This is a genomic window from Bacillus proteolyticus (genome assembly GCF_001884065.1).
GTDB classification, from domain to species: Bacteria; Bacillota; Bacilli; order Bacillales; family Bacillaceae_G; genus Bacillus_A; species Bacillus_A proteolyticus.
The window spans coordinates 22,308-29,689 of record NZ_MACH01000021.1 but is presented as its reverse complement, the minus strand read 5'-3'; the positions used below and the strand labels follow the sequence as shown (position 1 = coordinate 29,689).

Below are 7,382 nucleotides of genomic sequence, written 5' to 3'. Positions count from 1 at the left end.
AATAAAAATTGACGTTTCACGTTGTTTGTTTCGTTTAGTTTTCAAAGTTCAACATCGCGTTTCAGCGACTTTCATAATATATCATAGTATATTATTTTCGTCAATAAGTTTTTTAAGATAATTTATATCTCTCATTTGCTGACTCTGCCTATTATATAGACTTTTCTATCACTATGCAAGTATTATTATAAAAAAATAAGAGGAGGAAAAATCCCCCCTCTTATTCTTCAGAAGAAACCTCTTCATTAGATTCCTCTTCTTCATCTTTCTGTGCTTTTGCTACTGTCGCTACCTCTTGCTCATCCTCTAAACGAATTAGACGGACACCTTGTGTATTACGTCCCATTTGAGAGATTTGATCAACTGGCATACGAATAATAACGCCTGCCGCTGTAATTAGCATGATGTCTTCTTCACCTGTTACAGACTTAACTGCTACTAATTTACCGTTCTTATCTGTAATGTTACAAGTCTTCAGACCTTTACCACCACGACTTTGCAGGCGGTATTCATCAATCGGTGTACGCTTTCCGTAACCATTTTTCGTTACAATTAGAACATTTACATCCTCTTCGACAATTTCCATACCTACAACTTGATCTTCATCACCTAATGTAATTGCTTTTACACCAGCCGCATTACGTCCCATAGAACGCACATCTTGCTCATTGAAACGAATTAGCATGCCGTTGCTTGTCCCAACGATAATATCCTTATCACCAGATGTTAAGCGTACAGAGATTACTTCATCCTCTTCACGAAGAGAAATCGCAATTAAGCCATTCGTACGTATATTTGCAAATGACGAAAGTGGTGTTCTTTTAGAGATACCTTGCTTTGTTGTAAAGAATAAGAACTGATCATCACCAAATTCACGAATTGGAATAATGGCGTTAATCCACTCCCCTTTATCTACACCTAATAAGTTAATAATCGGTATACCTTTTGCTGTACGACTATACTCTGGGATTTCATATCCTTTCGTACGGTATACTTTACCTTTATTAGTGAAGAATAAAATATGATCATGTGTAGAAGTAGTCAATAGATGTTCTACGAAATCATCATCATTCGTTCCCATTCCTTGCACGCCACGCCCACCACGGTTCTGCGTTTTGTACGTAGAAGCTGGTAACCTCTTAATATAACCGTTATGAGTTAACGTAATTGCAATGTTTTGCTCTGGAATCAAATCTTCATCTTCAATAAATTCCATACCGCCAATCGTAATTTCCGTTCGTCTCTTATCATTGAAGCGCTCTTTTACTTCCGTTAATTCTTCACGAATAATCTCAAGAACTTTCTCTTCATCTGCTAAGATTGCTTTTAATTCAGCGATTAACTTCATTAACTCTTGATATTCTTGCTCAATTTTTTCACGTTCTAATCCTGTTAAACGTTGCAGACGCATATCTAAAATTGCTTGTGCTTGTTTCTCACTTAAACCGAAACGTTCCATTAAGCCTTGCTTTGCAATATCTGCTGTTTTCGAACTACGGATTAACGTAATAACTTCATCAAGATGATCTAGAGCAATTCGTAATCCTTCTAAAATATGAGCACGCGCCTCTGCTTTTTCTAATTCATAAGCAGTACGTCGACGAATTACTACCTTCTGATGCTCCAAGTAATGATATAAATTTTGTTTTAAATTCAATACTTGTGGCTCTCCATTTACAAGAGACAACATATTAATACCGAAACTTGTTTGAAGTGCTGTATGTTTATATAGATTATTTAATAGTACATTGGCATTGGCATCACGACGTACTTCCATAACAATACGCATACCGTTTCGATCTGACTCATCACGTAAATCCGTAATACCTTCAATTTTCTTATCACGAACTAATTCTGCAATTTTTTCAATTAATCGCGCCTTATTAACTTGATAAGGTAGTTCAGTTACGAGAATAGATTGTTTACCATTTGACTTCTCTTCAATTTCAACTTTAGCTCGAAGCATAATAGAGCCTCTACCTGTTTCATACGCTCTTCGAATCCCACTTCGTCCCAAAATTAAACCTGCTGTTGGAAAATCTGGTCCTGGAATAAACTCCATTAATTCCGCAATAGTAATGTCGGGATTATGACTTAGTGCCAATACACCATCAATTACTTCACCAAGTTGATGCGGCGGAATGTTTGTTGCCATACCAACTGCAATACCCGTCGTACCATTCACTAATAAATTAGGGAAACGCGCTGGCAATACAATTGGCTCTCTTTCAGAACCATCATAGTTATCTTGATAATCAATCGTATTTTTTGAAATATCACGTATTAATTCCATAGAAATCTTAGACATTCTTGCTTCTGTATAACGCATTGCTGCTGCCGAATCACCATCAACAGAACCAAAATTACCATGCCCATCAACAAGCATATAACGTTGACTAAAATCTTGCGCCATACGTACCATCGTCTCGTAAACAGCTGAATCGCCGTGAGGGTGATACTTACCGATTACTTCACCGACAATACGCGCTGATTTTTTATACGCTTTATCTGCAGTAATTCCTAAATCATTCATCGCATATAAAACCCTACGATGCACAGGTTTTAATCCATCACGAACATCTGGTAATGCACGAGATACGATAACACTCATTGCGTAATCTAAAAATGAGGTACGCATTTCATGACTAATATTAATTTCTCGAATTCGTGCTTGTTGTTGATTGTCTGACATCAACGAGCACCTCCTCTTACATTTCCGTTACACATACATTGATTTATATGTAGAAGACAGGAATACTTAGATTCCTGTCATTACTCATTTAAATATCAAGGTTTTTCACGTATTTTGCATTTTCTTGGATAAAGTTACGACGTGGCTCTACTTTATCTCCCATTAAAATTTCAAATGTTTCATCTGCTTCAATTGCATCTTGAAGAGAAACTTGAAGTAATGAACGAACTTCCGGGTCCATTGTCGTCTCCCATAACTGAGTTGGATTCATTTCTCCTAGACCTTTATAACGCTGAATCCCTGGCTTAGGTTGAGCTGGTAATTCCGCTAAGATTTTTTCAAGTTCCTTATCGTTGTAAGCATATTGAATTTTCTTACCTTGTTGTACTTTAAACAAAGGTGGCTGTGCGATATATATATATCCACACTCAATTATTTGACGCATATAACGATAGAAGAACGTTAATAATAGGGTACGAATATGTGCACCATCAACATCGGCATCGGTCATAATAATAACTTTATGATAGCGTGCTTTTTCAATAGCGAAGTCCCCGCCGATATTTGTACCGATCGCCGTAATAATTGTACGAACTTCATCATTTGATAAAATCTTATCTAAGCGTGCCTTTTCAACATTAATAATTTTACCCTTCAGCGGTAAAATTGCTTGGAAATGACGATCGCGCCCTTGTTTTGCAGATCCACCCGCAGAGTCACCCTCTACGATATAAATTTCACTAATTGCTGGATCTTTAGAAGAACAGTCTGCCAATTTCCCTGGTAAACTTGAAACTTCTAAAGCACTCTTTCGGCGAGTTAACTCACGAGCCTTTTTAGCTGCTACACGTGCACGCGCTGCCATCGTTCCTTTATCTACAATTTTACGTGCAACATTGGGATTTTCCAGTAAGAACTTTTCAAATGCCTCTGAGAATACTGACTCTGTAATTGTTCTTGCTTCACTATTTCCAAGTTTCGTCTTCGTTTGTCCTTCGAATTGTGGATTCGGATGTTTAATTGACACAATTGCTGTTAAACCTTCACGAACATCTTCACCAGTTAAATTACTATCCGCATCTTTTAAAATATTATTTTTACGACCATAATCGTTGATCACACGTGTTAGGGCAGTTTTAAATCCTACCTCATGTGTACCACCTTCATACGTATGAATATTATTTGTAAATGAGTAAATATGATTTGTATATCCTTCGTTATATTGAAGCGCAACTTCAACCTGAATACCATCTTTTGAACCTTCTACATATACAGGTTCTTCATGAATTGGTTGTTTTGAACGATTTAAATGTTCAACATATGATTTAATTCCACCTTCATAGTGAAACTCTTTCTTTTGCTTATGTTCACGCTTATCTTCAATCGTTAATTTAATATTACGATTTAAAAATGCCAATTCACGCATACGAGTCGCTAACGTATCAAATTCATATTCTGTCGTCTCTTTAAAAATCTCTGGATCCGGCTTAAAGCGAGTTATTGTTCCAGTTTTATCTGTATCACCGATGACTTTTAAATCCGCAACTGGAATACCTCTTTCATACTTTTGGTAATGGATTTTTCCATCACGATGTACAAATACTTCTAGTTCTGTTGATAAGGCATTTACAACAGATGCACCAACACCATGCAAACCACCAGAAACCTTATAACCGCCACCGCCAAATTTACCTCCGGCGTGAAGGACAGTCATGATAACTTCTACTGCAGGACGTCCCATTTTTTCTTGTATACCAACTGGAATACCACGTCCATTATCCGTTACAAGAATACTATTATCTTCTTCAATACTAACGTTGATTTCATCGCAATACCCCGCTAAGGCTTCATCGATACTATTATCGACAATCTCCCATACAAGGTGGTGAAGTCCTTTTCCACTTGTAGTACCAATGTACATACCCGGACGTTTCCGAACTGCCTCTAGTCCTTCAAGTACCTGTATCTGACTTTCATCATATGCATTTTCTTGCATTTGCTTTTGTTCCATTGACACAAAGATCACCTACTTTTCCATTTAAACAGGGATTATGCCCTGTCCATTTCACAATCTACCGTGCCGTTCATTACATGAATTGTTTTCGCTTCTTTTAATGTTTCGTGTTCAATTCCGTCGACACTCGTCGTTGTCACAAATGTTTGCACTTTTCCTTGAATTGTATTTAACAGATGTGATTGACGATAATCATCTAATTCTGATAATACATCATCCAATAAAAGAATAGGATATTCCTTAACTTCTGAGTAAATCAATTCAATTTCAGCTAATTTTAGGGACAGTGCGGTCGTTCGTTGTTGTCCTTGCGAACCAAAGACTTGAACATTTTTACTATTAACGAAGAATTGTAAATCGTCACGATGAGGACCAATTAAAGTTGTACCACGGAAAATTTCACGTTGTTTCACAGATTGAAAACTTTCATAGTATACTTCTTTTATTTTCGACAAATCCATTGATTCTGATACATCTAGGCTTGGTTTATAGATGATTTCTAATTCCTCTAATCCCCTGCTAATCCCGCGATGTATCGGCGCAGCCCATTCTTGTAGTAAATGCAAGAACTCAAAACGTTTTCGCAATATTTTTGCACCATGCTCAATGAGTTGAAGTGTAAATACATCCAACATCGTTTCCTCATTTTTACTATTCCCTTGCATCTTTTTAAGCAAGTGATTTCGTTGCGTGAGCACTTTTTGATATTGGCTTAGTTCATACAAATAAACGGGCGCTATTTGTCCTAGTTCCATATCTAAAAAGCGTCTTCTTACTTGAGGGCTTCCTTTTACAAGATTTAAATCTTCTGGGGCAAACATAACAACATTCATTTCACCAATGTATTGGCTTAACTTTTGTTGTTCAAGTTGATTTAGCTTTGCCTTTTTACCTTTTTTGGAAATATTTAATTCTAAAGACAAAGAACTATTTCTTTTTTGTAATCTACCTTTGATTTGACCGTAATCCTCATCCCATCGAATAAGCTCACGATCATTAGAGGTTCTATGAGATTTCGCCATCGCTAATACGTAAATGGCTTCCATCAAATTTGTTTTCCCTTGTGCATTTTCACCAATAATTACATTGACCTTATCCTCAAAGGAGAGCTCTAATTTTTCATAATTGCGATAGTTTTTTAATTGTATTTCTGTAATAAACAAAGGGATCCCCCTTTATGCCTGAACTTGGAAAGTTCCACTTCCCGGAATTTCAATAATATCATTCGCATATAACTTGCGACCTCTTCTATTCTCAAGCTCTTGATTCACGTACACTTCATATTCTTGTAAGAACCATTTCACAGCTCCGCCCGTATCAATTACATCAGCTAGCTTTAAAAATTGTCCTAGTGTAATGTATTCTGTTGAAATCTTAATACTTTTCATAAAAATCGCTCACTTTCTGAAAGTGTTCATTCTTTCATTGTACTAAATAAACTAGCATTAGGAAAGTAATACCCTAAAATCAAATAAGGGCCACTAGTACCTTTAAACTAGCAACCCTCAATCCTTACTTAGTAAGTACGTACCGGTAAAATTAATTGGATGATGGAATCATCATTTACTGTACGAATCAAAAACGGCCTCATCGCCCCAGTAAAGCTAATTTTAATTTCTGTACTATCTAAAGCTTTTAATGCGTCCATCATATATTTTGCACTAAAAGATATTTTTAATTCTTCTCCATCTACGTTTTCACATTGAACTTCTTCTACTACTTTTCCGATTTCTGGTGAATTTGAAGAAATCTCAAGCATTTGTTGTTCTAATGTCGATAATTTAACAACATTGTTACGACCATCTCTTGCTAATAGCGAAGCACGATCAATTGCTTGTAAAAATTCTTTTGTATTCACAAAAATATCTGTCTTACTCTCGGCTGGAATTAAACGTGTTGTATCTGGATAGTTTCCTTCTAACAATCTCGAGAAGAATAATAAATGTTTTGTACGGAATAATACTTGATACTCCGTAATAACGATATCTACCATTTCTTCAGATTCATCTAGGATTTTACTTAATTCATTTAAACTCTTACCAGGAATAACGACATTGGCTTGAAATTCATCAGCAATATTATGCCCTTCAATTTTTGCTTTACGAAGCGCTAGTCTGTGACTATCTGTTGCAATGCAAGTTAACTCGCTGTTATATACTTTCCAGTTTACACCTGTCAAGATCGGCCTTGTTTCAGAAGTTGAAACTGCAAATACTGTTTGCCTAATCATATGTTTAAGTAAATCTGTTGGAATCTTAAATACATGATGTTCTTCAATCTGAGGTAGTAACGGATATTCAGCTGAATCTAAACCATTTAAATTAAACTCTGATTTTCCAGATTTTATTTTTGTCATAAAATGATTTTCCACAGAAATTTCAACAATTTCTTTAGGTAATTTTTTTACGATCTCACTAAAATATTTTGCTTGTAAAACAATACTTCCTGATTGTTCAATTTCAACAACTTCTTTTCCAGCATCTTCGACTGGGATAAATGATTCGATAGAGATATCTGCATCGCTACCTGTTAAAGTAACTCCTTCTTCAGTTGCTACAACTTTAATTCCTGTAAGAATTGGAATTGTTGTACGAGAAGAAACTGCCTTCATTACATCTTGTACACCTCTTACAAGATAGTCTTTTTGTATTGTAAAACGCATAACGAAAAACCTCC

Annotated in this window: 5 protein-coding genes; all 5 read right to left on the bottom strand. The window is 36.0% G+C overall.

Annotated elements, in window-relative coordinates; translation table 11 throughout:
• Positions 1-220 precede the first annotated feature (220 nt).
• The gene (gene gyrA / locus BAQ49_RS03650; protein ID WP_071744231.1) at positions 221-2,692 is read right to left on the bottom strand and encodes a DNA gyrase subunit A; all 2,472 of its coding nucleotides are present in this window, start codon (positions 2,690-2,692) and stop codon (positions 221-223) included.
• Between the two features lie 88 nt (positions 2,693-2,780).
• Complete coding sequence (gyrB, locus tag BAQ49_RS03645; RefSeq protein WP_000435985.1) at positions 2,781-4,703, bottom strand: DNA topoisomerase (ATP-hydrolyzing) subunit B; 1,923 nt, start codon at positions 4,701-4,703, stop codon at positions 2,781-2,783.
• Between the two features lie 38 nt (positions 4,704-4,741).
• Entirely contained in the window at positions 4,742-5,869 is a 1,128-nt protein-coding gene (gene recF, locus BAQ49_RS03640) for a DNA replication/repair protein RecF (RefSeq protein ID WP_071744230.1), read from the bottom strand.
• A gap of 12 nt (positions 5,870-5,881) precedes the next feature.
• Positions 5,882-6,094 carry a S4 domain-containing protein YaaA gene (gene yaaA, locus BAQ49_RS03635; RefSeq protein ID WP_000835828.1) on the bottom strand — a complete coding sequence of 71 codons (213 nt, stop codon included), beginning with the start codon at positions 6,092-6,094 and terminating at the stop codon, positions 5,882-5,884.
• A gap of 128 nt (positions 6,095-6,222) precedes the next feature.
• Positions 6,223-7,368, bottom strand: a complete 1,146-nt coding sequence (gene dnaN, locus BAQ49_RS03630) for a DNA polymerase III subunit beta (RefSeq protein WP_071744229.1) — start codon at positions 7,366-7,368, stop codon at positions 6,223-6,225.
• Between the last annotated feature and the right edge of the window lie 14 nt (positions 7,369-7,382).